Genomic DNA, 25,016 nt, shown 5'->3' with positions numbered 1-25,016 from the left:
GGAAAATAACGTTTTGTGATCGCTCAGGAAGTATGATGAATTAATAAAAACTGCATACATAGATGAGGTGGATATTTCCGGGTGATTCTATTTATTTTCCCTAGGGGATTGCGTACCACTACGGCGGCGCCCCCGAGGAGGAGGGGAGCGCCATACGCTTAGTGGTGATAATCGTGGATACCTGCGGCCGTGACCAGCTGCGCCGCGACGGCGGCCGCTTTCTCTCTGCCCAGCAGAATATCGATGATCTTCAGGGCAAAGTCGATGCTGGTACCCGGCCCCTGGCTGGTCAGTAGGCGAACGCGTTCATCGTAATAGGCGCGCTTGTCCATCCACTTCTCGGTGGGGATCTGTGCTTTCATTCCCGGATAGCCGGTCATGTTGGCGATGGGGAATAGGTTGTGGTGTTGCAGGACCACCGCCGGCGTGGCACAGATCGCGGCGACGAGTTTTCCCTCCAGATGCATCTGGCGGATCTTCTCGATCACCAGATCGCTATCGCGCAGGCATTCGGCGCCCGCTAGCCCACCGGGCAGGACAATGACGTCGAACGGCTCATCGGCCACCTGAACCAGCGTGGTGTCAGCCAGCAGACGCACACCGCGTGAGCAAAGAATTTCCCGGTTACCGTCCGGCGCGACGCTGGCGCTGACCACATGGATGCCGGCTCGCACCAGCAGATCGATCGTGGTGACCGCTTCGGTCTCTTCACTGCCAGGCGCCAGACACACCAAGGCCGATACGCTCATAGGTTTGTTCCTTTCGTTTTATCAGATCAAAAAGTTGGCGGTTTTCCGCGAGAGCCAGACCATGGCTGCGGCCACGGCGGATCAGATAGCCGGTGATATAGTCGATTTCGGTATGGCGCTGAGCCTGCACATCTTGCAACATGGAGGAGAGATTGTCGGCGGTCAGATGAATGACCTGCATCACATAGCTGTAGAGCGTTTGGGCGCTGGTACGGTAGCCCTCCGCCTCCATCACCTCGACGATCTCGGCGATCAGGGCGTGGATGTGTTCTTGGTGTTGGACCAGTGCGCCGTTGTGACAACCATACAGTACGCTCAACGGATTGATGACGCAGTTGATCGCCAACTTATTCCATAGCGCGGGTTGAATATTATCGTGCCAGGCGACGTCAGGTAATGCCCGGTGCAAGGCGTCGGCCAGCCCGCTACAGGCTTGCCCCGCCTCGTTAAGCGGGCCGATATGGGTGATGCCGTTGGCGACGTGCCAGACGGTATGTCCCTCACGGCGCGCGGCATGGGTGGTGCTGCCCTGTAACAAGGGTTGCGTGGGCAGTGGCATGAGTTCGTCCAGGGCGCCCATGCCATTGTGTAGCAGCAAAATGGTGCAGTGGGGCGCGAGACGGGGCAACAAGGGGGGCAGTGCGTTGGCGATTTGCCACGCTTTCAGCGTGACCAGCAGCAGGTCACTCTGCGCCAATAGGGCATTATCGTTAGCCGGCAGGCGACGTTGGTCGGTGAGGCCCTGTGGCGTGATCAGATGTACATGACACTCCGACTGAGGGACGCGTAGCCAACCCTGCACCTGGTGCCCGCGCCGCACCAGCGCTGAGAGCCATAATTTGCCCAACGCCCCACAACCTAAAACGGTTATCTTCATTACACCTCCAGTGGCGTTTCCGTGCGCGCCGAAAACGCAGCTTATCTCTGTTCAGTATAAACTTTTCTCCCGCTGATTCGCAGTGCTGTGCGGGGAAATCGCTGCCATCTGTTCAGGGAAAAGACAGGGGAGCGTCTGCGCCTTGCATCATGGCGCCGAGCCGCTATGATGCTCGGCATCATAGTGAGAGGAGAAGTAGCATGCCGTCATTCGATATCGTATCCGAGGTGGATTTGCAGGAAGTACGCAACGCAGTGGAGAACGCCACGCGCGAGTTGGCTTCACGTTGGGACTTCCGCAACGTCGAGGCCAGCATCGAGCTGAATGAAAAGAGCGAGAGCATCAAGCTGACGACTATCTCTGACTTTCAGGTTAAGCAGCTGGTGGATATCCTGCGCGAGAAGCTGGTGAAGCGGGGCATCGAGGCCGGGGCTCTGGAGATCCCGGAGGAGTGTGAGCACAGTGGCAAGCTGTACAGCGTGGAAGCCAAGCTACAGAAGGGCATCGAGTCGGCGATGGCGAAGAAGCTGGTCAAGTTGATCAAGGATAGCAAACTGAAGGTACAGGCGCAGATCCAGGGCGATCAGTTGCGCGTGACCGGGAAGTCACGCGACGATTTGCAGGGGGTGATGGCGCTGGTGCGTGGCGCCGATCTGGGGCAGCCCTTCCAGTTTAATAACTTCCGCGACTGATCGCCGGCGCCTGCGCGCAACGGCCTTACATCGGCTTCGGCGTGCTGGGTGCCGTCTCGGCACAGCATTGCAGGAACTGCTCAATGGCGGCGCGGCTGGTCACGAGGCTATCGATCTTGATGTAGGCCGTGTGCTCGTCGGCGACCAGGATCGCGTCGCTTACCCCCGCCTGTTGGCGTAGCTGCTGTGCCAGGGCCGCATCGGCTGCCAGCGTAGGCGGGAGTACGATGCGTAAGCTGCTGACATAGGGCGGTTCACGCATCGTCAGGCTGATCACAAACCACATTACCGCTAACACGGCACAGCCGGTAAATACCGCCTCGGCCCCGCCGCGCGCGTACACCAAGCCACCGAGAATGCCACCGATGGCGACGCCGATGAACTGGCAGGTGGAGTAGACGCCCATAGCCGTTCCCTTATAACCGGGCGGTGATTCCTTGCTGATCAGCGACGGCAGCATGGCCTCCATCATGTTAAAGGCGCAGAAGAAGAGCAGGATCCCGAGGATGATGCCGGTCAGATGTAACCCGGCATACCACAGCACTACCTCGGCGGCGATCAATATCACCACACAGAATTGAAATACCTGCTTCATGCGCCGCTGCTTTTCGGCATAGATGATGCCGGGCACCATGGCGATAAAGGCCACCAGCATGGTACCCAGATAGACCTTCCATTGTTCGCCACGCGCTAGCCCAGCCTGCTCCATCAATGGCGGTAAGGCGATAAAGCTGGACATCAACAGGATATGCATACACATGATCCCGGCGTTGAGACGCAACAGTGCCGGGTTGACCAATACTCGACCAAAGGCGCCGCGTACTATGCTGGCTTCGCGATTCAGGCGGTGCGCCGTCGGGACGGGGATCAGATAGAGGGTGATCAGCACACCGAGCAAGGCGAGTAGGGCGATCAGCGCGAAGAGACCGGAGAGGCCCAGGGTATGGGTGATCAATGGGCCGGCGACCATGGCGATGGAGAAGGTGACGCCAAAGCTGACGCCGATAAAGGCCATCGCCTTGGTGCGATTCTGTTCGCGGGTGAGGTCGGACAAGAGCGCCATCAGGGCCGCCGCGATGGCACCGGCACCCTGTAGCGCTCGCCCAAGGATCACTCCCCAGATACTGTCGGTCAGCGCGGCGATGACGCTGCCGAGGGCGAAGATCAGCAGGCCTCCGACAATCAACGGTTTGCGGCCTAGACGGTCGGAGAGAATACCGCAGGGGATCTGTAATAGCGCCTGGGTGACGCCGTAGATGCCGATGGCTAGGCCGATCAGCGCCTCGCTGGCGCCGCTGAGGGACATGCCATAGGTGGTCAGTACCGGCAGCACCATGAACATCCCCAGCATGCGCAGGGAGAAGACGGCACCCAGCCCCCAGGTGGCCTTACGCTCGTTGGGGGTCATGCGAAAATCGTTCATTACAACCTCGAATCGGTCGAGCCTCACGCCTGGGGCGTCGGCAGTGCCTGCGCACGGTAGTCGAGCCAAGCGCCCCAGAGCACCCCGGCCACACAGAGGGCCAGCGCCAGCATAAACAGCGGTTCATCCAGCGGGGATAACGCCGTCATCCCCAGGTAGCCCGCCAGCAGCGTCAGCAGCCAGAGGGCGATGAGCAGCACGCCGCCGAGTAACAGGCGCAGCGCGTAGCGATAACCTTGGGCATAGGCGTGGCGTTGGCGGAATGTTCCGGTCGCTTGGACATATTCCAACGTGCGACGGCATAACAGTAGCAACGCCAGCCCGGGTAGGGCGGCGATCACCGAAAACAGGTAGAACAACGGCCAGCCATGCAGTTCGACGAACCAGCCGGCGAGGGGGCCGACATAGACGCGGCCGACGGCGGAGAGGGCGGAGAGCAGGGCGAACTGCGTGGCGGAGAAGGCGCGGTTGCACAGCGTCATCAGCAGCGCGACGAAAGCGGCCGTTCCCATGCCGCCGCACAGGTTTTCCAGGAAGATGGCGCTCCCCATGGTTAGCAGGCTCTTATCCGTGACGGCCAGCAACCAGTAACCAAAGTTAGAGACCCCTTGCAGAATACCGAACAGCATCAGGGCGCGAAACAGCGACAGGCGTTGCATCAATACCCCACCCCACAGGGCGCCGATGATGGTGGCGAGCAGCCCCAGGGTCTTATTGACCAGGCCAACCTCGCCGGCGTCGAAGCCGACACCCCGGATCAGGAAGGTGGTGCTCAAGCTACCGGCGAAGGCATCCCCCATCTTGTACATGACGATTAATAGCAGGATCAGCCAGGCGTTATCACGTTGAAAGAAGTCGCGTAGCGGGGCCAATACCGCCTGTTCCAGGGTGCGTGGCACCGGCACATCGCTTTGCGGCTCTGGCGCCCAGAGGGTGGCGGCGATGCCGATCAACATCAGGCCCGCCATCAGCCAGTAAGTCGCCTGCCAACCGAGGTAGCGATCCGCCAGCCACAGGGCCAGCCCCCCAGAAACCAGCATCGCCAGGCGGTAGCCGAGTACCGAGATCGCCGCCCCGGCACCACGCTCCTCGGCGCTGAGCAGATCGGTTTTGTAGGCATCGAAGACGATATCTTGTGAGGCGGAGCAGAAGGCCACCAGCACCGCCAATAACGCCAGCCACCACAGATGGCGCTGCGGATCCAGCAGCCCCATGGCGAAGATGGTTGTCAATAGCAGGATCTGACTTAACAACAGCCAGCCTCGACGCCGGCCGAGTAAGGGTGGCGTGTAGCGATCCATCAGCGGCGACCAGAGAAACTTGAAGACGTAAGCCTGACCGACCAGCGAGAAGAAGCCGATGGTCTTCAGATCGACGCCCGCGACGGTCATCCAGGCCTGGAGAGTGCCGGAGGTCAAGGCCAACGGGAGCCCCGAGGCGAAGCCGAGCAACAACAGGATGGCGCTACGGCGTTGGGTGAAAATGGCGAAGTAGGCTGTTGGCATAAGGATATTGGCCGGTACGGCGTGCCGTACCGGCATTAGGGTTAACGAGCGTTGGCTTTAATGAAGTCGCTGATGCTGGAGTCCTGCGCCATGGTGCTGACGATATCCGTCAACGCATTGTTGACCGCATTGGTGATCTTGCTATTGCTGGCGGTAAAGGCGCCCTGCTCGTTATAGCTGGCACGGTAGGTTTTCACCAGCTTGCTGCCATTGCGTGCGGTGGCGATGATGGAGACATCGGCGTGCGTGGTGATGTTGTAGCGTAGGTTCCCCTCGCTGACATCGGCGTACAGGCGGTTAACCACGATCTGCAAGTCGACGGCCCCGTTGGCGCCGATCATATAGCCGCGGGCGGTCATCTGTTTTTCCAAGATTTCTTGCAACAGGAAACGCAGATCGCGCTGAGGCATCAGGGTGACCAACTGCCCGTCGCGGTTGACCTTCGCCAGCGCCTTATCAGGGCGAACGTCGGCGCCGTTAATGCTGATGGTGATGCCTTGTAGCGTAGGGTCTTGCTGCGGCAGGGCCATCTGCGGATTGATATTCAGGGTATTGCTTTGGCTAGCGCAGCCGGCCAGGGCGAGCAGAGCCAGCAGCGGAAGAAACAGTTTTTTTAGCATAGTCATTGTGATAGCCATTTTCTGGTGTTGAGTGATAACAGGCACTGCATCGGCTGTGCAGGAGATGGACAGGTATATCATACCATTGCCCTGCCGGGCGAGGGATCCCCGGCGGGGGATTTTCTTCCCTGGTCGGTCAACGCGGGATCACCCGCAGAAAATCATGATTTACCCTATTGATTATAAGGATATATTTGTAGTTGAAAGCCGATGGATCGTGACGTTAAATTAACGTTAGGAGTGCGTAGAATGGCAAAAAGCGGCTACGCTTTAGGATAAGGAGGCGGAAAGATAGACTTGGCCCCCCGATGGGGAGCGAGGACTATCGGATGCGAGTGCGGTGCCTGCCGCCGCGATGTGCTCCCGACGCGTTAGCGTGTCATGTACCACTGCCGTTGCCGGATAAGGGGATGTCGTATGATGAGAGAGCAGATAGAAGCCAAACTGCGCGCGGCTTTTGAGCCGGTCTATCTTGATGTGGTTGACGAAAGCTATCGGCACAATGTGCCTGCAGGATCGGAGACCCATTTCAAGGTGGTCATGGTCAGTGACCGCTTCCAGGGCGAGCGTTTTTTGCAACGTCACCGCGCGATTTATGGCGCGTTGGCCGAAGAGATGGCGGATGGGGCCCATGCCCTGGCGCTGCATACCTATACCCGTAAAGAGTGGGCCGGTTTGCAGGATACGGTGTTAGCCTCGCCGGTTTGCCGCGGTGTCGGGAACGGTAGCGCTAGCCTCGCGTAAACGGAACTTTTTCAGCGCGCGGCGGCCAAAGAGAGGCGAGTGCCGCGACGGAGATGGCCATTAGGCCATCTTTTTTTGTCTGTGTCGCCGGGGCGAACGGCGGGGAGTTCGGGGTGAAAGTGTGAGGCGCCGCGTGACTTAATCCCGCGGGTTCTCGACTCCCAGTGCGCGCATCGCTATAATGTCGCGTCTATTTTTCCGGAATGGTATTCGGGACGCATCTGAAAACAGGGAATGCAATATCGGCCCAATGAATTTCGAGCAGCATCGAGGCGGCGACGCGCTAGCGTCTCCCGAGCTTACCGCGGTAAGCGCGGGGAGGGGCGGCGATAACGGCTAAGATGGCACTTGAAAGGCGGCGGGCGTGACTCTTGCGCCGTCCCGCTTCAGAGTAAGTTGCGGCTCTCAGGCATGATGCAGAGAACGGCTTCTAGCGTTGACCGAGCACTGTGATTTTTTGAGGTATAAGATGCAAGTTTCTGTTGAAACCACCGAAGGCCTGGGTCGTCGCGTAAATATTACTGTTGCTGCTGATAGCATCGAAAAAGCAGTAGAAAGCGAACTGCGTAATGTTGCCAAGAAGGCACGCATTGACGGTTTCCGTAAGGGCAAAGTGCCGATGAACATCGTCGCTCAGCGTTATGGCGCATCTGTACGTCAGGACGTGCTGGGCGATCTGATGCAGCGTAATTTCGTCGACGCGATCATCAAAGAAAAACTGAATCCGGTCGGTGCGCCGAAGTATGTACCGGGCGAATACAAACTGGGCGACGACTTCACCTACGCGGTAGAGTTCGAAGTTTACCCGGAGATCGAACTGAAGGGTCTGGATACCATCGTGGTTGAGAAGCCGCTGGTAGAGGTGAAAGACGCCGACGTTGACGCCATGGTTGAAACCCTGCGTAAGCAGCAGGCTTCCTGGGTGGCGAAAGAGGGTGAAGTGGCTGGCGAAGATCGTGCAACCATCGATTTCACCGGCTCTATCGACGGCGAAGTCTTCGAAGGTGGCAAGGCGACCGATTTCGTTCTGGCCATGGGCCAGGGCCGCATGATCCCGGGCTTTGAAGACGGTATCCTGGGTCACAAAGCGGGTGAAGAGTTCGTCATCGATGTAACCTTCCCGGAAGATTACCACGCTGAAAACCTGAAAGGTAAAGCGGCTAAATTCGACATCGTGCTGAAGAAAGTCGAAGAGCGCGAACTGCCGGAAATGACTGCCGAGTTCATCAAGCGTTTCGGCGTGGCTGATGGCTCCCTGGAAGGCCTGAAGGCTGAAGTTCGTAAGAACATGACCCGTGAACTGAAAAATGCCGTGCGTAACCGCATCAAGGCGCAGGTTCTGGACGGTCTGGTGAGCGCGAACGAAATCGACGTGCCGGCAGCCCTGGTCGACGGCGAAATCGACGTGCTGCGTCGTCAAGCCGCACAGCGTTTCGGTGGCAATGAGCAGCAAGCGATGGAGCTGCCGCGTGAACTGTTCGAAGAGCAGGCTAAGCGTCGTGTCATCGTCGGTCTGCTGCTGGGCGAAGTGATCAGCAAGAACGAGCTGAAAGCAGACGACGCTCGCGTTAATGCGCTGATCGAAGAGATGGCTTCTGCCTACGAAGATCCGCAGGAAGTGATCGAGTTCTACAGCAAGAACAAAGAGATGATGAACAACATGCGCAACATGGCACTGGAAGAGCAAGCGGTTGAACTGCTGCTGGCCCAGGCCAAAGTGAGCGAGAAAGAGACCACCTTCAACGAGCTGATGAACCAGCCGCAGGCCTAAGTTGTTCGCCTGATTGATTAAGGTCATCTGAAAAACCTTCGCCGTAGGGCGAAGGTTTTTTTTTAGTGGGCGCCTTTATTTTGCCGTGTTCACCCCCAAATGAGTGAAATACTGTCTTCCTGAGGCGCAGGGACAGCAGAGGAGGGCCCGATTGTGCATAGTCAATCCGGCCTATCTCAAGTAGAATCAAAACGTACCACTGCTGAAGAGATTTCTATAGGAGACGGTTAATGTCATACAGTGACCAGCGTGAGTTAGCACCGCACATGGCGTTGGTGCCCATGGTTGTTGAGCAGACTTCGCGCGGCGAGCGTTCATACGATATTTTTTCCCGTCTGCTCAAAGAACGCATTATTTTTCTGACAGGGCAGGTCGAAGATCACATGGCCAACCTGATCGTGGCCCAGATGCTGTTCCTGGAAGCAGAAAACCCGGAAAAAGACATCCACTTATATATCAACTCACCGGGTGGGGTGATCACCGCCGGGATGTCTATCTATGACACCATGCAGTTTATCAAACCGGATGTCAGCACCATCTGCATGGGGCAAGCCTGCTCCATGGGATCGTTCCTGCTGGCTGCCGGGGCGCAGGGCAAGCGTTTCTGCCTGCCTAACTCTCGGGTCATGATCCATCAACCGTTGGGCGGTTTCCAAGGTCAGGCGACCGATATTGAGATCCACGCGAAAGAGATCCTCAGTATCAAGGCGCGCATGAACACCCTGATGGCCAAGCACTCCGGTCAGCCACTGGAGGTGATCGAGCGTGATACCGAGCGCGATCGCTTCATGTCTGCACAGGAAGCGGTCGATTACGGTCTGGTCGATGCCGTGCTGACCCAGCGCGCCTGATTTGTGCGGCGAACCGCCCCACATGCTGCCACTCTGGCCATTCGCCGATATACTAGAGCGATAAAAGCGCCCACGGGCGCTTTCGTGTGGATAGGCTGTGTGCCGCGCGGATCAGCGCCAAGGTCATGATAGGGCCTACGCCCGCCGCGGGTGGGACAGCAATTAAATGAAAGAGGTTTACTGATGACAGATAAGCGCAAAGACGGCTCTGGCAAGCTGCTGTACTGCTCTTTTTGCGGCAAAAGCCAGCATGAAGTTCGTAAGCTGATCGCCGGTCCGTCAGTGTATATCTGCGATGAATGTGTCGATCTGTGTAACGACATCATTCGCGAAGAGATCAAAGACGTGACGCCGCACCGCGAGCGTAGCGCACTGCCGACTCCCCATGAGATCCGTCATCACCTGGATGACTATGTCATCGGTCAGGAGCAGGCGAAGAAGGTGCTGGCGGTGGCGGTGTATAACCACTATAAACGCCTGCGTAACGGCGACACCAGTAACGGCGTCGAGTTGGGTAAGAGCAATATCCTGCTGATCGGCCCGACCGGTAGCGGCAAGACCCTGCTGGCAGAGACGTTGGCTCGTCTGCTGGATGTGCCGTTCACCATGGCGGATGCGACGACCCTGACCGAAGCCGGCTATGTCGGCGAGGATGTCGAAAATATTATCCAGAAGCTGTTGCAGAAGTGCGACTACGACGTGCAAAAGGCCCAGCGCGGCATCGTCTACATTGACGAGATTGACAAGATCTCCCGTAAGTCGGACAACCCGTCGATTACCCGTGACGTATCGGGTGAAGGGGTGCAGCAGGCGCTGTTGAAACTGATCGAAGGGACGGTCGCGGCCGTTCCCCCGCAGGGCGGACGGAAACATCCGCAGCAGGAGTTCTTGCAGGTGGATACCTCCAAGATTCTGTTCATCTGTGGTGGTGCCTTCGCCGGGTTGGATAAGGTGATCGGTCAGCGTGTGAATACCGGCACCGGTATCGGCTTCGGCGCGAAGGTGAAAGGGAAGGCGGATAAGGCCAGCGAGAGTGAGCTGCTGGGCCAGGTCGAGCCGGAAGATCTGATCAAGTTTGGTCTGATCCCGGAGTTCATCGGTCGTCTGCCGGTGGTCGCCACCCTGAAAGAGTTGGATGAAGCGGCGCTGATCCAGATCCTGAAAGAGCCGAAGAACGCCCTGACCAAGCAGTATCAGGCGCTGTTTGGCCTGGAAGGGGTCGAGTTAGAGTTTCGCGACGAAGCCTTAACCGCCATCGCGAAGAAGGCGATGGCGCGTAAGACCGGTGCGCGTGGCCTGCGTTCGATCGTCGAGGGGACGCTGCTCGATACCATGTACGATCTGCCCTCCATGGAGAACGTGGAGAAGGTGGTCGTCGATGAGCAGGTTATCGAAGGGCAGAGTAAGCCGATGCTGATTTACGGACAGCCCGAGGCGCAAGCTGCCGGCGAGTAACTCGCCACCCTCGGTGGCACGCGTTCGCCATCGGCGTGCTGAGTAGATGGGACAGTAGGAGAAATGGGGGATGGCATCCCCCATTTTTTTTCCGTAGATCGTGGCGTTGAATCCCGCCAATATAGCCCCATATACTCTAGTAATCCTTTGGTGAAACAGTCTTTACTCATGATGTGGCGCTGTTTCGCCATAACCTGGCGGAAGCTAAACAAAGAGAGAGCTCTATGAATCCTGAGCGTTCCGAACGCATAGAAATCCCCGTATTGCCGTTGCGCGATGTGGTGGTTTATCCGCACATGGTGATTCCGTTGTTTGTAGGCCGGGAAAAGTCGATCCGCTGCCTGGAAGCCGCAATGGATCACGACAAGAAGATCCTGCTGGTGGCACAGAAAGAGGCGTCGACCGACGAGCCGGGCGTCAACGATCTGTTTACCGTCGGGACGGTGGCCTCCATTCTGCAGATGCTGAAGCTGCCGGATGGTACGGTAAAAGTGCTGGTGGAGGGGATCCAACGTGCCCGCATCACCACGCTGTCTGATGGTGGCGAACACTTTGCCGCCCAGGCAGAGTACCTGGCGACGCCGGAGATGGACGAACGCGAGCAGGAGGTGCTGGTACGTACCGCCATCAATCAGTTTGAAGGCTATATCAAACTGAACAAGAAGATCCCGCCGGAGGTGCTGACCTCGCTGAACAGCATCGATGATGCCGCTCGCTTGGCCGATACCATCGCCGCCCATATGCCGTTGAAGCTGAACGACAAGCAGACGGTGCTGGAGATGTTCGACGTGGCCGAGCGTCTGGAATATCTGATGGCGATGATGGAGTCCGAGATCGATCTGCTGCAAGTCGAGAAGCGCATCCGTAACCGGGTGAAGAAGCAGATGGAGAAGAGCCAGCGCGAGTACTATCTGAATGAGCAGATGAAGGCCATTCAGAAAGAGCTGGGTGAGATGGACGATACGCCAGACGAGTTCGAGGCGCTGAAGCGCAAGATCGAAGCCGCCAAGATGCCGAAAGAGGCGCGTGAGAAGGCGGAAGCCGAGCTGCAAAAGCTGAAGATGATGTCGCCGATGTCGGCGGAAGCCACCGTGGTGCGCGGTTATATCGACTGGATCGTGCAGGTGCCGTGGCATGCTCGCAGCAAGGTGAAGAAAGATCTGCGTAAGGCGCAGGAGACGCTGGACGCCGACCATTATGGTCTGGAGCGCGTCAAAGATCGCATCCTGGAATACCTAGCGGTGCAGAGTCGCGTCAGCAAAATCAAGGGACCGATCCTGTGCCTGGTCGGGCCGCCGGGGGTAGGTAAGACTTCGCTGGGGCAATCCATTGCCCGCGCTACCGGGCGTCAGTATGTGCGTATGGCGCTGGGCGGCGTGCGTGACGAGGCGGAGATCCGCGGTCATCGTCGGACTTACATCGGCTCCATGCCGGGTAAACTGATCCAGAAGATGGCCAAGGTGGGTGTGCGTAACCCATTGTTCTTGCTGGATGAAATTGACAAGATGTCTTCCGACATGCGCGGCGATCCCGCCTCGGCACTGTTGGAGGTCTTGGATCCGGAGCAGAACGTCGCCTTTAACGATCACTACCTGGAGGTCGATTACGATCTGTCCGATGTGATGTTTGTCGCCACCTCAAACTCGATGAACATCCCGGCGCCGCTGTTGGATCGTATGGAGGTGATCCGTCTGTCCGGCTACACCGAGGACGAGAAGCTCAACATCGCTCGCCAGCATCTATTGCCGAAGCAGATCGAGCGTAACGCGTTGAAGAAAGGCGAGTTAACGGTGGACGACAGCGCGATCGTCGGCATCATCCGTTACTACACGCGTGAGGCGGGGGTGCGGGCGCTGGAGCGTGAGATCTCCAAGCTGTGCCGTAAGGCCGTCAAGCAGCTGTTGTTGGACAAGTCGCTGCGCCACATCGAGATCAATGGCGATAATCTGAAGGATTATCTGGGAGTACAGCGTTTCGATTATGGCCGGGCCGACAGCGAAAACCGTGTCGGGCAGGTGACAGGCTTGGCCTGGACCGAGGTGGGCGGCGATCTGCTGACTATCGAAACGGCCAGCGTACCGGGTAAGGGCAAGCTGACCTATACCGGTTCGCTGGGTGAGGTGATGCAGGAGTCGATCCAGGCGGCGTTGACGGTCGTCCGTGCGCGTGCCGAGAAGTTGGGGATCAATCAGGACTTCTATGAGAAGCGCGACATCCACGTCCACGTACCGGAAGGGGCTACACCGAAAGATGGGCCGAGCGCCGGTATCGCGATGTGTACGGCACTGGTCTCTTGCCTGACGGGTAATCCGGTGCGCGCCGATGTGGCGATGACCGGGGAGATCACGCTGCGTGGTCAGGTGCTGCCGATCGGTGGGCTGAAAGAGAAGCTGTTGGCCGCGCATCGTGGCGGTATCAAAACCGTCCTGATCCCGGATGATAATAAGCGGGATCTGGAGGAGATGCCGGAGAACGTCCTGCGCGATCTCGACATCCATCCGGTGAAGCGCATCGACGAGGTTTTAACCTTGGCGCTGCAGAATGCGCCGTTTGGCATGGACGTTGTCACCGCGAAATAGTGACATATCGCAAAGTACGTTGATAAAACATCGGCTGGCGGCCCATTTCGGGCTTGCCAGCCTTTTTTTGTGCCGCTAACGTAGAGCCCTGTCAGCCGTAGCGAGCGCCGTAGATGCGTTGGCCGGTCATGACAGGCTTGAGATAACTGCTGCGCGGTCGTACGGTAGGGAGACTCGTTTCCTGTGCGACCGGGATTTTTAAAGGGGATGAGAGAGTGAATAAATCACAACTGATCGACAAGATTGCCGAGGGTGCTGATATTTCCAAGGCGGCAGCCGGTCGTGCGCTGGATGCCTTCATTGCCTCCGTGACCGAAAGCCTGCAACAGGGTGATGCCGTCGCTCTGGTCGGTTTTGGCACCTTCGATGTGCGTGAACGTGCTGCGCGTACTGGCCGCAACCCGCAGACGGGGAAGGAAATCGAGATTTCCGCTGCGAAGGTACCGGGTTTCCGTGCGGGTAAGGCGCTGAAAGACGCGGTGAACTAAGCGTCGAGCGCGATGCGCCTGGCATCGGTAGTGGCGATTTCTGCAAATCGCAAACAATCGACTGACGCCATGGCGTAGCTAAGGTAAAATACAAGGCGCATCATGTTGATGCGCTTTTTTTATGGCTGGCAACTGCCTTCCCTGCACATCGTGGCATGATGCCTCGTCAGGGTAGCCTGAAGCAGTTAATCTATAGCGTGTGCTGTGCATAGCCGGGCGAGTCCCGGCACGACGCGGAGTCACAACGTATTACCAACAATCACAGCGGAGTGTTGCCACACTATGATGGACAATTTACGCGCGGCCGCCAATCACGTCGTGCTCAAGGTTATCCTGGCTCTGATCATCATCTCGTTTGTGCTGACCGGGGTAGGTAATTATCTGATCGGTGGTTCCGGCGACTATGCGGCCAAAGTGGATGGTCAGGAGATCAGTCGGGCCCAGTTGGAGCAGGCGGTACAGAATGAGCGTAGCCGTTTGCAGCAGCAGCTGGGCGATCAGTTCTCGGTGCTGGCAGGCAACGAAGGGTATATGAAGGAGCTGCGTCAGCAGGTGCTGTCACGCATGATCGACGATGTGTTGCTCGATCAGTACGCCAAGAAATTGAACCTGGCTATCAGCGACGCCCAGGTGAAAGAGGCGATTCGTACCCTGCCTTATTTCCAGACGGATAACCATTTCGATAACGCCAAGTATCTGGAGATGGTGGCGCGTCTGGGGTTGACGCCAGATAGCTATGCACAACTGATGCGCCAGCAACTGGTGACGCAGCAACTGATCCAGGGCTTCACCGCCACCGGTTTCACGTTGCCGAGCGAAGTCTCCTCCCTGGCGGCGTTGACCATGCAGCAACGTCTGATCAATCTGGCAACCATCGACATCAAGCAATTGATGCCGCAGCAGAAGGTGAGCGATGCCGAGCTGCAAGGTTACTACCAGCAGCACCAGAATAGCTTTATCGCCCCTGAGGCGGTACGTGTGAGCTATATCGAGATGGATGCCGCCGCGATCAATGACAAGATGACCGTCAGCGATGCGGAGATCAGCGCCTATTACGATCAGCATAAGCGCAGCTTCACCCAACCGGAGCGCAATAAGTACAGCGTGATCCAGGTGAAGAGTGAGGCGGAAGCCAAGGCGATCGCCGAACAACTGGCCAAGGGGGCCGACTTCGCCACCCTGGCGAAAGAGCACTCTAGCGATATTATTTCCCGTAAGAATGGCGGGGAGTTGGGCTGGATGGAGCCGGAGAGTACGCCGCAGGAGATCCTGAACGCCAAGCTGACGACCAAGGGGCAGGTTTCTGCGCCGATCGCCTCTAGCGTCGGTTATCTGATCGTACGTCTGGATGACATGCAGCCGGCGGTGATTAAACCGCTGTCAGAGGTGCGTGCCGCCATCGCCGATAAGGTGAAGCAACAGAAATCGCTGGATGCCTTCTATGCGATGCAACAGAAGGTGAGCGACGCCGCTACCAGCGATAACGACTCGTTGGCTGGTGCGGAAGAAGCCGCCGGGGCTAAGGCGACCGAGACCGCATGGTTTACCCGTGATAGCGTACCGGCTGCATTGAACTTTAAGCCGGTGGTGCAGGCGATCTTCGATGGCTCGCTGTTTGGCGAGAATGGCACGCCGGGTAGCAACTCCGACGTGATCAGTGTCGAGGGCGATCGCGCCTTTGTCCTGCGCGTCAGCGCGCATAAGCCGGAGGCGGTCAAGCCCTTCGACCAGGTACGCGATCAGGTGACCGAGCTGCTGAAACGTCAGAAGGCGATCGCCCAGGCGCGTAGCGAGGGTGAAAAACTGTTGGCTGCGTTGCAGGCGGGTAAAGGCGATGCCGCGTTGCAGGCCGCCGGGTTGAGTTTCGGCGCCGAGCAGACGTTGACGCGCGCCTCCGATGACCGTCAGCTGGTGGATACGGTGTTTGCACTGCCACATCCGCAGGCGAATAAGCCGGTATATGGCCTCTCGGAAGATCGTCAGGATAACATCGTGCTGATCCGCCTGAATGCGGTGAAAGCGGGCCAATTGACGGCGGAAGAGCAGAAAGCCTTCGCTTCGCAGATGCTGACCGGCGAGACCGGGATCACCTTCGAGGCATTGATGGATAACCTGCGCGCCAATGGCAAGATTAAGCTGGGCGCAGCGGCGGAAATGCAGTAATCACCGCAGCAGTACGAGAAACAATGTAACGTATCAAGGCCGCGTCAGCGGCCTTTTGCGTCTCTGGTGGCGAACTTTTGTCAGCGGATGCACCTTCGGGCATGGTAAGCGAGTTTGCTAACCGATCAGAAGGAGAACTGTCATGTCTTTATTTACCTTATTGTTATCCTCCCCGCTGTGGCTCTCTCTGCTGTTTTTTCCCCTCCGTCCCCAGGCCGCGCCAGTCATTTCATCGACCACCACCACGATGCCCGCCTCTGGCGCACGGGGGAGCACGGCGCCCCAGGGAGAGCGGCTGAATATTAATCAGGCCTCGGCACCGGCCCTGGCGGCGGGAATGACGGGGGTGGGACTGGATAAGGCGCAGGCGATCGTCGACTTTCGGCAACAGCACGGCGCCTTCTCTAGCCTTGAGCAACTGTTGCAAGTGAAGGGAATCGGCCGGGCGCTGTTAGAGAAGAATCGCGCACGCTTGGCGTTATAGCTCCCGCCGTCGTGCGGCGGGAGGCGATGAGCGGGGGGTTAGGCCAAGCCGCTCTTCTGGCGCAGGGAAGCCATCACACCCGCCGGGTCGGCCTGGTATTGTTGCAGGCCGTGCGCCCGGAGGTGGCAGGCGGCGCAGTGGCCACATCCGTCGCCCTGGATGCCGTTATAGCAGGTCAGGGTATCGTGACGTACCCGCTCTAGCTGGCCGTAATAGTCGGCTAACGCCCAGGTCTCCGCCTTATTGAGCCACATCAGCGGCGTCTCGAAACGAATGTCTCTGGCCATCCCCAGGCTCACCGCGTGATGCAGTGCCTTGACGAACGCATCGCGGCAGTCGGGATACCCCGAGAAGTCCGTCTCACAGACCCCGGTGATCACCGCCTCGGCCTCGACCTGGTAGGCGTAAATCGCCGCCAGGGTGAGGAACAGAATATTGCGCCCCGGTACGAAGGTATTTGGAATCCCCGTTTCACTCTGGGTGGGCACCGGGATGTTGTCCCGGGTCAGGCTGCTGATCGCGAGCTCATTTAATAAGCCGACATCTAACACCTTATGGGCACTGGCACCGAGTTGATGGGCCAGATTACGGGCGACATCGATCTCGGCGCGGTGGCGCTGCCCATAGTCGAAGGTGATGCAATGGACATCGTCGTAGCGTTGCAACGCCTGGATCAGGCAGGTGGTTGAATCCTGTCCGCCACTGAAAACCACAACGGCGCGTTTCATATAAACCTCGATAATCTATTCAAGAGAGCATGAGGTTATGGTAGCGGCTCAATCGGACGATGAACAGTCTTCATCCGGCGCCGGCACCCATGCTTGGCAAAAGTCGAACCAGCCGTGGGCGGTCAATACGATGCCGTTGACGCGAGGCGGGACGCTAACCTGATAGCGGTAGTTGAACAGCGGCGCCATGTAACCCTGAGTCATCAGCGTGTGGTAGAGGCGCTGGAGCGCGGCCAGGCGTGACGTCTCGTCGGCCATTTGCTGCTGGCGGTTAAGCTGCTCCAACGTATCCCGGTAGCTGGCCGAAGGGAGGATCGCCGGCCACAAGCGATCGGTACGCGGCCAGTTGTCTAACGTGGCGCCGGGGGATTCGCCGATGCGCTTATCACCCAGGATGATATCGGCCTGGGCCAACAGCGCGTCATCGAGCCAGCGTTTACCGGCGAAGAAGCGCAGTTCCAGGATACAGCCGAGGCGCGCCAGGCGGGATTGGAGGCGGCGCGCCAACTGATGCAGCGGCGCCGCTGGCTGCGTCAACAGGACCAGTTGGGGAGGTAAGGGGCAAGGCGTGGCGGGGTAGTCGGGGAGCGGCCAGTCGGGGAGCAGCTCCTCGCAGCGTAGGGTGATCCCCTCCTCAAGAGGGAGGGCGCTAAAGCTCTCCGCGTCGCGCATCAGTCCCAGGAGATAACGCGCCTGGGGGGATGTCAGCCTTCCCTGGCGCTGATTAATGGCCATATAACCGAAACCCAAGCTGGTGCTGGTCTTGAGCCGACGGCTATCTTGAATCCCCTCATCGGGCCCGATCTGGATGCGTACCGCATCCAGACAGGCGCGTAACGCCGCATGTGGTCCGGCGGTGATCCAGTATTCGATGGCGTGCAGATAGGGGCGCTGCAAATGGTATCCCGGGTATTGTTCCAGACGCAGCAACGTCGGATGGGCGTTCGCTAAGCGAAATGGCCCGGCCCCGATATCGGCCAACTGTGGATGGGGCAGTAGACAAAGCAGATTAGCCAGTCGGTGCGCCAGCCAATAATCGGGGCGCCTGAGGAGGAAGCGTAAGCACAGCGGATGAGGCTGATCGATCGCCGACACGCTGGCTAAAAGGGCTCCGGCCTGCGGATGCGTGCGCCGCTGCTGCAGCACCGCTAACAGTTGTGCCGTGGTGATGGCTTGGCCATGGTGCCAGTGGAGATCGCTGTGCAGTTGGAAGCGCCAACAGAGGCCATCGGCACTGACTTGCCAGTGGTGGGCGAGATCCGGCTGTGGCGCCGTGTTGCCGGGGACGAAGCGCGTGAGTCCGGCATGGATCGTGTGTGCCAGATGCTGCTCCGCACGCCCGCTCAGTTGCAGCGGATGAATCGACTCCAGCGGACGGTAATAGGGGATACGCAGGGTCGGCAGCTCGGCTGACCACTGCCCGCCGAGGTGGGGTTGCAGGTAGGGCATCAGGTGCGCCGGATCACGCGCCGCAAGGCGCAAGGCCCCCTGGTGATTGCCCTCCTGCAATAGACTTTCCATCAGTTGGCGACGGAGTTGCTGTACCGGTACGCGGCAATGTAAGCAGCCCCGCCGACCTCGGCCGGCGCTGGCTTGCCAACTCAGCCAACCGATGTCTTGCAACTGGTTGAGCAACGTTCGCGTATGGCGCTCGCTACAGCAGACCGTCGCGGCCAACTCGGCGACGGTGGTCGCCCGAGGGGCATCTCCGGCGAATTGATAGAGCCGTTGGTATTGGTTGAGACGTTGCAGTAGGCGCATCGCTAAATCCTGAACACTTTTCTCTAATTGTTCACTATTAGTTCCGTAAATACCACGCGATACTGCACAACATGCAGAAGGGGTCACAGAGGGGAGGCAGCATGCGTTTGGCAGCGTTTGATATGGACGGCACACTATTGATGCCGGATCACCGCATCGGGGCGGAGACGCTTGAGGCTTTGCGGCACTTGGCGCGGCGGCGGGTGATGCTGACCTTCGCCACCGGGCGTCACTTCCTGGAGGTGAGTCGTATGACGCAACGGCTCGGTCTGCACGGACATTTGATCACCGGCAACGGTACCCGAGTGCATGACCGTAACGGCAAGCTGCTCTTTCGCCAGGATCTGGCACCCGACGTGGTGCATGAGCTGCTCCATGTGACATGGAGCGACAGCGCCTCGGTGCATCTGTTTCGTGACGATGGCTGGCTGACGGGGCACGCCTGTCCTGAGCTCTTGATCCCTCATCAAGCGGATGGTTTCGCCTATCGTCTGGTGGACGTACGCCAGTTGCCTGCCTATGGCATCAGCAAAATCTGTTTTATCGATCATCATCAGCGTCTATTGACGTTGCAGCAGCGATTACGCCAGCACTTAGGCACGGCAATCGACCTCTGTTTCTCGGGCCGTGACTCGTTGGAGGTGGTGCCACCAGGCAGTAATAAGGGCAATGCGTTGGCGGTGCTATGCGACCATGTCGGTGTCTCGTTGGCCGAGTGTATGGCCTTTGGCGATGCGATGAATGATCGGGAGATGCTGGCGATGGTCGGTCAAGGATTCATCATGGGGAACGCCTTGGCGCAACTGCGACAAGCCTTGCCTCATTTGCGCGTCATCGGCGACTGTCAGCAGCAGGCGGTGGCACAACAATTAACATTTTGGCTTACACGATCTACCCTCACAATTCCCCCGAATCACTGAGGCTTTTCGGCCAGCCGACAAGGGAACCTGACTGTCCCCTTGTCGGTTTTTCTTTTGTCGCCAATCCTAACCCTAACCCTCGCCATGCCTTCTGGGCAGCTATCCCATTTATGCGGGAAAAGGATTGATTATTATGGTGCGTATTGGCCTAATTGGAGGAAATATTTCTCCTGGAGGCCCCTATGCTGGATAAAATCGACCGTAGCCTGTTGAATATGTTACAGCGGGACTGCACCCTGTCGTTGCAAGTCCTGTCCGAGGCCGTCAATCTGACGTCGACTCCTTGCTGGAAGCGACTGAAGCGCCTGGAGGAGGAGGGCTACATTACGCAACGGGTGGCGTTGCTGGACAAGGAGAAGCTTGGCCTGGGATTGACGGCCTTTGTGGCGATCAAGACCCAGTATCACAGTGCGGAGTGGTATGGCCACTTTGTGCAGCAGGTAGAACATATGCCGGAGATCTTGGCGTTTTATCGCATGGCGGGTGAGTATGATTACCTGATGCAGGTACAAGTCGCCGATATGAAGAGCTTCGATGAGTTTTATAAGCGCCTGGTGACGGCGGTGAAAGGACTGAGCGATGTCACCTCCAGCTTCGCGATGGAGCAGATCAAGTTTACCACGGCGTTGCCACTCCGCGACTAGCGCATACGCTGGCATCGGATCGGCTGCCGGCGCTCACGACGACCCACATAACATCATACCGCGCTGGCGGTGAGTCGGCGCTGCCCCACGCTGCGCCACATTAGACGCAACACTGGCCATTTCGCACTATTTTGGTGCCATGCGCCTCGTCTCGCCTTACCCCTCAGTTTTGTGACTAACCCCGCATGATCACTGCACTTTTTCACACTATTTTCACTCCTGGCATGACCTTTGCTGAATGTTTCGCTGTATGAGGTGGCGTTTATGGAGGAGAGCGCGATGAAACTGGTGAGTGCGGTGATCAAGCCATTTAAGTTGGATGAGGTGCGCGATGCGCTCTCGGCCATGGGGATCTGTGGGTTGACGGTGACGGAGGTGAAGGGATTTGGTCGGCAGAAGGGGCACGCCGAACTGTACCGTGGCGCGGAGTACGCCGTTAATTTCTTACCCAAGGTCAAGATCGAGATCGCGCTGGCGGATGATCGGCTCGAGGCGGTGATCGAGGCGATCTGCCATGCGGCGGGTAGTGGAAAAATTGGCGACGGTAAGATCTTTGTCGCTGACTTAACGCGCGTGGTACGCATCCGTACCGGTGAATGCGATGAGGCGGCGTTGTGATGATGGGCAAGGAGGGGGAAAGCATGATGACCTTACGTAAGGGAATGGTTGCGGCACTATGGTTGCCGGGGACGGCGTTAGCCGCGACACCGCTCGCGGATCGGGCGGACAATGGTTTCATGTTGATCGCTACCGCGTTGGTGCTGTTTATGACCCTGCCGGGTATCGCCCTATTCTATGGCGGATTATTGCGCGCTAAGAACGTCCTATCCCTGATGACGCAGGTGATGGTGATCTTCGCCCTGATCAGCGTGCTGTGGGTGCTGTACGGCTATAGCTTGACCTTCGGCAAGGGTAACGCGCTGGTGGGCAACCTACACGGTGTGATGCTACGCGGCATCGGTCTGCACGATGTCACCGGTTCGATCTCAACCCTGGTGCATGTGGCCTTCCAAGGCTCGTTCGCCATCATCACCGTGGCGCTGGTGGTGGGCGCGTTTGCCGAACGCATGCGCTTCGGCGCGGTGCTGATCTTTGCCGTGCTGTGGTTCACCCTCTCCTATATTCCGTTGGCCCATATGGTATGGGGCGGGGGATGGTTGGCGACGGATGGCGCGCTGGATTTCGCCGGTGGAACGGTGGTGCATATCAATGCGGCGGTGGCCGGGTTGATCGGCGCCTATCTGTTAGGGCCGCGTAGTGGTTATGGACGAGAGGCGTTCAAGCCCCACAGCCTGCCGCTGGTCTTCCTCGGTAGCGCCATTCTCTATGTCGGCTGGTTTGGCTTTAACGCTGGTTCTGCCGGGGCGGCCAGCGATATTGCGGCGTTGGCCTTCCTCAATACGGTGATCGCCGCTGCCGGCGCCATCCTCTCGTGGCTGTTGATGGAGTGGTGGCTGCGTGGCAATCCCTCGCTACTGGGGGCGTGCTCCGGTTGTATCGCCGGGCTGGTGGCGGTGACGCCTGCGGCCGGGAGCGTCGGGGTCGGCGGAGCGTTACTGCTTGGGGTGTTAGCCGGTATGGCGGGGCTATGGGGGGTCGTGGTACTGAAACAGTGGCTACGGGTGGATGATGCCTGCGATGTCTTTGGGGTACATGGCGTGTGCGGTATTGTGGGGTGCCTAGCGACCGGAGTCTTGAGCGCCGACGCGTTGGGCGGGACCGGTTACGCCAGCGGCGTCACCATGGGACATCAGGTGTGGGTGCAGGCGCTGAGCGTGTTGGTGAGCGTACTGTGGTCGGCGGCGGCGGCACTGATCGCCTATAAGGTTGCCGATCGGTGCGTCGGTCTACGCGTCAGTGAGGAGCAGGAGCATACCGGGCTGGATGTAACCAGCCACGGTGAGAGCGCTTATAACCGTTGACCTTGCGCCATCCCGGCGCGTGGCTCAGCGCGCCGGATGCTGGCGAATGAGGCCCTCTTGCACGGCGGAGGCCACCAATTGCCCTTGGCGATCGAAGAATTGGCCCCGCACCAAGCCGCGTCCGCCAGAGGCGGAGGGGCTATCGATGGCGTATAGCAGCCAGTCATCGAGGCGGAAGGGGCGATGGAACCACATGGAATGGTCGATCGTCGCGACTTGCATGCCTGGTTCAAGAAAGCCTTTGCCATGCGGCTGTAAGGCCGTTGGTAGAAAGTTGAAGTCTGAGGCGTAGCCCAACAGATATTGATGTACTCGGGGATCCTCGGGTAGCTCACCGTTGGCGCGCACCCAGACATAACGCTGCGCCGGGCCGACCTCCCCCTGTAACGGATTGTGGAAATGGATCGGACGCATCTCGATGGGCTGTTCGCGCGTAAAGGTCTCTCGCACCGCCTCGGGGATGAGGTGTTGTAGCGCTCGGGCGATATCGGTCTCGCTGGCTAAGCCTGCCGGTCCCGCCGCTGGTGGCATGGCGCTCTGGTGATCGAACCCTTGCTCCTCGGTTTGGAACGAGGCGGTCATGTAGAAGATCGGGTGGCCGTGTTGAATGGCCTTGATGCGGCGAGCGCTGAAACTATTGCCGTCGCGTAGTATCTCCACATCGTAGATAATCGGCATCCGGCTGTCGCCGGGGCGTAGAAAGTAACTGTGAAACGAATGCAGTTGACGCACCGGGTCGACGGTTTGCTTCGCGGCATAGAGTGCCTGGCCGACCACTTGGCCGCCGAATACCTGACGCAGACCGAGATCTTCACTCTGCCCTCGGTAAATGCCCTGTTCGATTTTTTCCAGATTTAAGAGGTTCAGCAACTGCTGTAACGCCTGACTCATCGGTAATACCTTAACCTATGTTACATAGTCCACAGTGTGCGTAACCGGGACGGCGGCGTCAATCTTCCGCGAGGTTACCGTTAGGGCTGCCAGCGTAATCGCGCCAGGTCGAGATACCCCCGTTCGTCGACGACGACCCCTTCGGCCTGTAGCGCGCGGCGTTGGCGTAGGAAAGCGTCCCCCTGCAGTGAGAGGGCTCCGAGGCGATTGACCACCCGGTGCCAGGGTAGGCGACTCCCCTCAGGCAGGGCACGTAGAATGGCGCCGACACGTCGGGCGGCGCGCGCATGGCCTGCCATCGCCGCGATCTGACCGTAGGTGGCGACCTGGCCGACGGGGATGGACGCGACGCAGAGTAGCACGCGTTGTTGGAAGGTGTCGCACGGGGAGGGGATCATCATCATGATGCGATTATCGGTGCTTATGTCGCCAGGCTCAAGGCCGTTGTCTAAGAAAACAACGTTTAACGGGGGGCGCCTTGCAATTGTGTCTGGCATCGCTGATAATGCCTGCGCGCTGCAGTTGTGGCGCTCGTTATGGGGGCCCTGTTGGTTCTCCCGCAACGCTAGCTTGTGAATTCGGTCAGGTCCGGAAGGAAGCAGCCGTAGCAGGTGACGTGTGTGCCGGGATGTAGCTGGCAGGGCTCCCACCCAATTCTGCCTCTGCCTCTGCCTCTGCCTCTGCCAAACACTCTTTTTATGTTGAGATGAACGAAGCGCCGGCGACAGATGTCCGATTGGCGATAACTACATCATTCGTTTGCATAAGATTGACTAAGAGCCTATCCCAGTAGGCGTGTATCGTTGTAGCCAGTTTGGATACGGACAGCGTGGAACAACCGGGGCGTACACGCAACACATGAGGATGGTAAGCCCTGTCCAGGGCCCAAATGGTAAATAAAATAGCCTAATGGGATAGGCTTCTAAGAGAAGAGGGGAATGAAAACGATGTCGATCGGGCGATTAGCCTCCCCGAGGAGGAATGATAACAATAAATATAATTTATTATATGCTACTAATAATATAACTAGTGTTGCCGGGGCGTTGCATAAAATAACGCCCGGAACATTTAGCGTACGTACTGCCAGACTTCGGCTGGAATTTTATCGTATAGCTTATTCATAGTTAATTCGGCTAAGCGATGATCGGCTGCGGAATAAAAAACTTCCAGCTCATCATTGGAAAGCTCATATTTATTCTTTTCGATCACGCGTTCTAGCGTCTCCAGCGACGTGCACTTACGCAACTTCATCAGATAGTCTATTTTGGTCATTACACAACCCTAGTATTGGATTAAACATGCAAGGCGGCGTTACGTTTCTCATGTGCGAGCGAGTACGCAACTCTGCGCTTGCTTCGTAACCAGTGCCTGAGTGCCTGTTCACTCACGCTATAGGCGCTGAACAAGGCATAGGTTTCATCCAGATAATCATCCACTATTTCGCAAAGAGACGAATGCTGTGGATATTTGATCTTAAATGACAAGGCCACGTTGGCAATATGCTCAATCAGCTCATTAAGCTGAAGATTAACCATTGCCGTCGGATCGCTGACCCAGCCATGATGACTCTCTTCCAGGACATCCATTCCCTGACGATACAGGGAATCACACAGATATTTTAACTCTGCGATGTCATGTCGATAAGATGTGTACTCATCCATAACTGGCCTCCTAGCGCAGCGAAAGGCTCTGATCTGTACTAAGAAATATAGCAACAATCAATAACTTGGCACAATGGCTAGGTTGAGT

24 protein-coding genes and 1 other RNA gene are annotated in these 25,016 nt (G+C 58.0%); 14 read left to right on the top strand and 11 right to left on the bottom strand.

Going from position 1 to position 25,016, the window contains the following annotated elements; translation table 11 throughout:
* Nucleotides 1-158 precede the first annotated feature (158 nt).
* Together yajL and panE are read right to left on the bottom strand one after the other, a co-directional pair.
* Nucleotides 159-749 (bottom strand): protein deglycase YajL, encoded by a 591-nt coding sequence (yajL, locus tag DCL27_RS11850; protein WP_035600203.1) that lies wholly within the window; start codon nt 747-749, stop codon nt 159-161.
* Nucleotides 709-1,626, bottom strand: coding sequence for a 2-dehydropantoate 2-reductase (gene panE, locus DCL27_RS11845; protein ID WP_005283454.1), 918 nt, complete (start codon nt 1,624-1,626; stop codon nt 709-711). Before panE ends, yajL begins: the two co-directional genes overlap by 41 nt.
* A gap of 200 nt (nt 1,627-1,826) precedes the next feature.
* On the opposite strand from panE, the gene DCL27_RS11840 reads away from it, so the two are divergent.
* Entirely contained in the window at nt 1,827-2,318 is a 492-nt protein-coding gene (locus DCL27_RS11840) for a YajQ family cyclic di-GMP-binding protein (protein WP_005283457.1), read from the top strand.
* 25 nt (nt 2,319-2,343) lie between these two features.
* On the opposite strand, the gene DCL27_RS11835 is transcribed toward DCL27_RS11840, so the two are convergent.
* Genes DCL27_RS11835 through DCL27_RS11825 form a run of 3 tightly spaced genes read right to left on the bottom strand, consistent with a single transcriptional unit; the run spans nt 2,344 to nt 5,866 of the window.
* Nucleotides 2,344-3,741 carry an MFS transporter gene (locus DCL27_RS11835; protein WP_035600205.1) on the bottom strand — a complete coding sequence of 466 codons (1,398 nt, stop codon included), beginning with the start codon at nt 3,739-3,741 and terminating at the stop codon, nt 2,344-2,346.
* Between the two features lie 23 nt (nt 3,742-3,764).
* Entirely contained in the window at nt 3,765-5,246 is a 1,482-nt protein-coding gene (gene ampG, locus DCL27_RS11830) for a muropeptide MFS transporter AmpG (RefSeq protein ID WP_035600210.1), read from the bottom strand.
* A gap of 41 nt (nt 5,247-5,287) precedes the next feature.
* Nucleotides 5,288-5,866 carry a lipoprotein gene (locus DCL27_RS11825; protein ID WP_005296824.1) on the bottom strand — a complete coding sequence of 193 codons (579 nt, stop codon included), beginning with the start codon at nt 5,864-5,866 and terminating at the stop codon, nt 5,288-5,290.
* A 417-nt stretch (nt 5,867-6,283) separates the two neighbouring features.
* On the opposite strand from DCL27_RS11825, the gene bolA reads away from it, so the two are divergent.
* The 8 genes from bolA to DCL27_RS11785 all read left to right on the top strand — a co-directional run bounded on the left by bolA (nt 6,284) and on the right by DCL27_RS11785 (nt 16,401).
* Nucleotides 6,284-6,610, top strand: coding sequence for a transcriptional regulator BolA (bolA, locus tag DCL27_RS11820; protein WP_228594431.1), 327 nt, complete (start codon nt 6,284-6,286; stop codon nt 6,608-6,610).
* Nucleotides 6,611-7,079: 469 nt separating this feature from the next.
* The gene (gene tig, locus DCL27_RS11815; protein WP_005283471.1) at nt 7,080-8,381 is read left to right on the top strand and encodes a trigger factor; all 1,302 of its coding nucleotides are present in this window, start codon (nt 7,080-7,082) and stop codon (nt 8,379-8,381) included.
* A gap of 230 nt (nt 8,382-8,611) precedes the next feature.
* Complete coding sequence (gene clpP / locus DCL27_RS11810; protein WP_005296829.1) at nt 8,612-9,232, top strand: ATP-dependent Clp endopeptidase proteolytic subunit ClpP; 621 nt, start codon at nt 8,612-8,614, stop codon at nt 9,230-9,232.
* A gap of 183 nt (nt 9,233-9,415) precedes the next feature.
* Entirely contained in the window at nt 9,416-10,687 is a 1,272-nt protein-coding gene (gene clpX, locus DCL27_RS11805; RefSeq protein ID WP_005283476.1) for an ATP-dependent protease ATP-binding subunit ClpX, read from the top strand.
* Between the two features lie 224 nt (nt 10,688-10,911).
* On the top strand, nt 10,912-13,266 hold the full coding sequence (lon, locus tag DCL27_RS11800; RefSeq protein ID WP_005296832.1) for an endopeptidase La: 2,355 nt from the start codon (nt 10,912-10,914) through the stop codon (nt 13,264-13,266).
* Between the two features lie 215 nt (nt 13,267-13,481).
* The gene (gene hupB, locus DCL27_RS11795) at nt 13,482-13,754 is read left to right on the top strand and encodes a nucleoid-associated protein HU-beta (protein ID WP_005283482.1); all 273 of its coding nucleotides are present in this window, start codon (nt 13,482-13,484) and stop codon (nt 13,752-13,754) included.
* Nucleotides 13,755-14,036: 282 nt separating this feature from the next.
* A complete protein-coding gene (gene ppiD / locus DCL27_RS11790; RefSeq protein ID WP_005283485.1) occupies nt 14,037-15,917 on the top strand; it encodes a peptidylprolyl isomerase in 1,881 nt (626 codons plus the stop codon).
* A gap of 142 nt (nt 15,918-16,059) precedes the next feature.
* On the top strand, nt 16,060-16,401 hold the full coding sequence (locus DCL27_RS11785) for a ComEA family DNA-binding protein (RefSeq protein ID WP_005283488.1): 342 nt from the start codon (nt 16,060-16,062) through the stop codon (nt 16,399-16,401).
* A 38-nt stretch (nt 16,402-16,439) separates the two neighbouring features.
* On the opposite strand, the gene queC is transcribed toward DCL27_RS11785, so the two are convergent.
* Entirely contained in the window at nt 16,440-17,129 is a 690-nt protein-coding gene (queC, locus tag DCL27_RS11780) for a 7-cyano-7-deazaguanine synthase QueC (RefSeq protein WP_005283491.1), read from the bottom strand.
* A gap of 48 nt (nt 17,130-17,177) precedes the next feature.
* Nucleotides 17,178-18,890 (bottom strand): SgrR family transcriptional regulator, encoded by a 1,713-nt coding sequence (locus tag DCL27_RS11775; protein ID WP_005296838.1) that lies wholly within the window; start codon nt 18,888-18,890, stop codon nt 17,178-17,180.
* A 101-nt stretch (nt 18,891-18,991) separates the two neighbouring features.
* On the opposite strand from DCL27_RS11775, the gene cof reads away from it, so the two are divergent.
* The 4 genes from cof to amtB all read left to right on the top strand — a co-directional run bounded on the left by cof (nt 18,992) and on the right by amtB (nt 22,376).
* Nucleotides 18,992-19,810, top strand: a complete 819-nt coding sequence (cof, locus tag DCL27_RS11770) for an HMP-PP phosphatase (protein WP_005296840.1) — start codon at nt 18,992-18,994, stop codon at nt 19,808-19,810.
* A gap of 182 nt (nt 19,811-19,992) precedes the next feature.
* The gene (locus tag DCL27_RS11765) at nt 19,993-20,454 is read left to right on the top strand and encodes an Lrp/AsnC family transcriptional regulator (protein WP_005296844.1); all 462 of its coding nucleotides are present in this window, start codon (nt 19,993-19,995) and stop codon (nt 20,452-20,454) included.
* 279 nt (nt 20,455-20,733) lie between these two features.
* A complete protein-coding gene (gene glnK / locus DCL27_RS11760; RefSeq protein ID WP_035600207.1) occupies nt 20,734-21,072 on the top strand; it encodes a P-II family nitrogen regulator in 339 nt (112 codons plus the stop codon).
* Nucleotides 21,073-21,098: 26 nt separating this feature from the next.
* Nucleotides 21,099-22,376 carry an ammonium transporter AmtB gene (gene amtB / locus DCL27_RS11755; protein WP_035594812.1) on the top strand — a complete coding sequence of 426 codons (1,278 nt, stop codon included), beginning with the start codon at nt 21,099-21,101 and terminating at the stop codon, nt 22,374-22,376.
* A 24-nt stretch (nt 22,377-22,400) separates the two neighbouring features.
* On the opposite strand, the gene tesB is transcribed toward amtB, so the two are convergent.
* Together tesB and DCL27_RS11745 are read right to left on the bottom strand one after the other, a co-directional pair.
* The gene (gene tesB / locus DCL27_RS11750) at nt 22,401-23,267 is read right to left on the bottom strand and encodes an acyl-CoA thioesterase II (RefSeq protein ID WP_035600209.1); all 867 of its coding nucleotides are present in this window, start codon (nt 23,265-23,267) and stop codon (nt 22,401-22,403) included.
* An 80-nt stretch (nt 23,268-23,347) separates the two neighbouring features.
* Nucleotides 23,348-23,671 carry an MGMT family protein gene (locus DCL27_RS11745; protein WP_068869962.1) on the bottom strand — a complete coding sequence of 108 codons (324 nt, stop codon included), beginning with the start codon at nt 23,669-23,671 and terminating at the stop codon, nt 23,348-23,350.
* 142 nt (nt 23,672-23,813) lie between these two features.
* Here DCL27_RS11745 and ffs point away from each other — a divergent pair.
* Nucleotides 23,814-23,910, top strand: an RNA gene (gene ffs, locus DCL27_RS11740) — signal recognition particle sRNA small type.
* Nucleotides 23,911-24,335: 425 nt separating this feature from the next.
* On the opposite strand, the gene DCL27_RS11735 is transcribed toward ffs, so the two are convergent.
* Together DCL27_RS11735 and tomB are read right to left on the bottom strand one after the other, a co-directional pair.
* Nucleotides 24,336-24,539 carry an HHA domain-containing protein gene (locus DCL27_RS11735; protein ID WP_005283517.1) on the bottom strand — a complete coding sequence of 68 codons (204 nt, stop codon included), beginning with the start codon at nt 24,537-24,539 and terminating at the stop codon, nt 24,336-24,338.
* A gap of 20 nt (nt 24,540-24,559) precedes the next feature.
* Nucleotides 24,560-24,928, bottom strand: a complete 369-nt coding sequence (gene tomB / locus DCL27_RS11730) for an Hha toxicity modulator TomB (RefSeq protein WP_005283520.1) — start codon at nt 24,926-24,928, stop codon at nt 24,560-24,562.
* Nucleotides 24,929-25,016: the final 88 nt, after the last annotated feature.

The sequence above is a fragment of the Edwardsiella tarda ATCC 15947 = NBRC 105688 genome, assembly GCF_003113495.2.
Taxonomy (GTDB): domain Bacteria; phylum Pseudomonadota; class Gammaproteobacteria; order Enterobacterales; family Enterobacteriaceae; genus Edwardsiella; species Edwardsiella tarda.
This window is presented reverse-complemented; position numbering and strand designations above follow the sequence as displayed.